The sequence below is a fragment of the Bacillus sp. C30 genome, from assembly GCF_040838255.1.
Classification (GTDB): Bacteria; Bacillota; Bacilli; order Bacillales; family Bacillaceae_G; genus Bacillus_A; species Bacillus_A mycoides.
Window position 1 is genome coordinate 1 of the sequence record NZ_JBFPJH010000416.1, and the last position, 2,622, is coordinate 2,622.

Consider the following 2,622-nt stretch of genomic DNA (forward strand, 5'->3'; position numbering starts at 1 on the left):
ATTCTTACTAAAACTATTGACTTTATGAATGGATTTTTAATACAATTATATTTCGACTGAAAAAAATGGAACGGACAGGAGGGAATCATCAAATGAACAACATTTTTGACGAAGAGTTACAAAAAATGAAAGATACTTTAAGTACGATGGATGATCAATTAGAACAGCTTGAAAAAATCCCGGTTTATTATGGAGAAGATTTTAAAGAGCAAATTCTTGAAAGTATGAGGGAGTCTAATAGACAAAGCTTACGTATTGGTGTACATGAGCCGTATTTTGGAAGATTAGACTTTCAGGAGGATGGCAAGGAAGACGTAATGCCGATTTACATCGGTAAAGTAGGTGTTTCAGATAAAGATACGATGAAACCAATTGTAATTGATTGGCGTGCACCTGTCGCAAGTATGTTTTATTCATTTACCGGTGGTGAAGAATTAGCATTTTATCATTCACCAGACGGATTAGTAGAAGGCGATGTTTATTTAAAACGAAACATTTCGATTCGAAAGAGAGAACTAGAACGTGTTGTTGATACATATGTGAAAGGAAATGAAGATGTCTCACATGCTGATGATTTTCTTCTATATCGATTAGGTGAGAATAAAGATAATAAATTGAAAGATATCGTTTCGACTATACAATCGGAGCAAAATGATATTATTCGTGCGGAAAGAAACTTACCGTTATTAATTCAAGGGGTTGCAGGGAGCGGAAAAACAACAATCGCTTTACATCGCCTTGCTTTTTTAATTTATGAATATCGTGAACAACTTGAAGCGGAGAGAATGATCGTATTCGCTCCAAACAGTTTGTTTTTAGACTATATTTCAAGTGTACTTCCTGAGTTAGGGGTAGGAAATATTAGTCAAACAACGTTTCCAGATTGGGCATTACGTACGTTAGATGGTTCGGTGAAACTGAAGCAGACAGAAGAAAAATTGAAAGAAGCTTTCTCAATTAATCGCGATGAAAAAAAGGTTATGCTAGGTAAATTGAAAGGCACGCTGGAATTTAAGTCGTTTATTGAAGAAAGAATGATTCAATTTGAAAAAGATTTAGTGCCAACAAAAGATTTTGAGGCATGGGATAAAGCTGTTATTCCAGTGGAAGACGTTAAAAAATGGATGCAGGTTGAATATAAACACTATCCATTAAAGAAAAGAAGAGAACGTTTAGTCGGCCGTATGAAGCGCTGGATTGAAATTGAGCTTAAAAAGTTTGGAGAAACAAACGAGAAAAAATTACTAAAAAAAGAAGCGACAAAGAGATTGAACACATATATGAATTTTTGGCCGAAAATGAGCCCGCTTTCACTATATAATTCAATGATAAAGAGTAAAGAAATACTCGAAGTATTACCTGAAGAACTTGTTCAAGAAACAGAAAAGAATTGTCGTAAAAAAGAAGTGTATGTAGAAGACTTACCAGCTTTAATTTACATACAACATCGCATAACAGGAATTGAAATTGGACAAAAGTTCCATCACGTCGTTATTGATGAAGCGCAAGATTTCTCGCCATTCCAAGTATATGTATTAAAAGAAATTACACTAGGTAATTCTTTCACTATATTAGGTGATTTATCTCAAGCAATTTATGATTATCAAGGAATTGAAGACTGGGGTGCTTTTAAGGAAGTATTCCAAGAAACAGGTTATTATGAATTGACGAGAAGTTATCGTTCTACAAAAGAAATTATTGAATTCGCGAATGAAATAATTAAAAATGCAGAGATTCCAGTGGGACTCGCAACTCCAGTTTTCCGTAGCGGTGAAGACGTGAAAGTAATTCCGGCAGAGGACCAATTTACTGAAGTTTTAAAGACATTACAGCATTTGCAAACTGAAGATGTGAAAACAATCGCGGTAATTGGAAGAACAGACGATGAATGCCGTGATATATATGAGAAGTTAACAAATGCAGAGTTGACTGTTAATGTCATTGAAGCAGATCAAAGTAAATATGAAGGTGGTATTTCGGTAGTACCTGTATATTTGGCGAAAGGTTTAGAATTTGATGCCGTACTTCTAATCGACGTTGATGAGGAACATTACAAAAATACAAAACATGATGCGAAATTATTGTATGTCGGATGTACGAGATCGCTTCATGATTTATGGATTTTCCATAGTGGGGAAGCGTCGCCATTAATTAAGGGAATAAAATAAATAAAAAAGAGGATTTTCTAGTAATAAACAGAAAAACCTCTTTTTTTCTATATAAGGATATAGGGGGAATGGATATGATTACAAAAGTAATAACAAAAAGAAATTGGGAAATCGCAAAAACAACTAGAGAAATTAATGAAAAATCACTAATAGAAGAGGGATTTATTCATTGTTCATTATTAGACCAAGCTTTAATAGTTGCGGAAACATATTTCAGTCATGAAGAAGATGTTTTATTACTTACAATTGATCCATCCCTAGTAAAAGCAGAAATAAAATATGAACTTGCTACTAACGGTCAAGAATACCCGCATGTATATGGAGTAATCAATTTTGAGGCAATTGTAGGTGTTGCTCCATTTTTTAAAGAAAAGGGAGATTTTTTATTACCAGAGGGACAAAGTTAAGAGTGTTATAGGTATTTAAGTTAGCTAGAAAAGCGCAAATTATATAG

General features: G+C 33.8%; 2 protein-coding genes. Both read left to right on the forward strand.

The window, feature by feature from the left end; genetic code table 11:
• The first annotated feature begins 92 nt into the window (after positions 1 to 92).
• Positions 93 to 2,168, forward strand: a complete 2,076-nt coding sequence (locus AB3X49_RS21085; protein ID WP_367964539.1) for a HelD family protein — start codon at positions 93 to 95, stop codon at positions 2,166 to 2,168.
• 74 nt (positions 2,169 to 2,242) lie between these two features.
• Positions 2,243 to 2,575, forward strand: a complete 333-nt coding sequence (locus tag AB3X49_RS21090) for a DUF952 domain-containing protein (protein ID WP_002189854.1) — start codon at positions 2,243 to 2,245, stop codon at positions 2,573 to 2,575.
• Positions 2,576 to 2,622: the final 47 nt, after the last annotated feature.

Excerpts from the sequence above, each read along its gene's own strand:
- AB3X49_RS21085 (WP_367964539.1), top strand. The coding sequence starts at position 93 with ATGAACAACATTTTTGACGAAGAGTTACAAAAAATGAAAGATACTTTA.
- AB3X49_RS21090 (WP_002189854.1), top strand. The coding sequence starts at position 2,243 with ATGATTACAAAAGTAATAACAAAAAGAAATTGGGAAATCGCAAAAACA.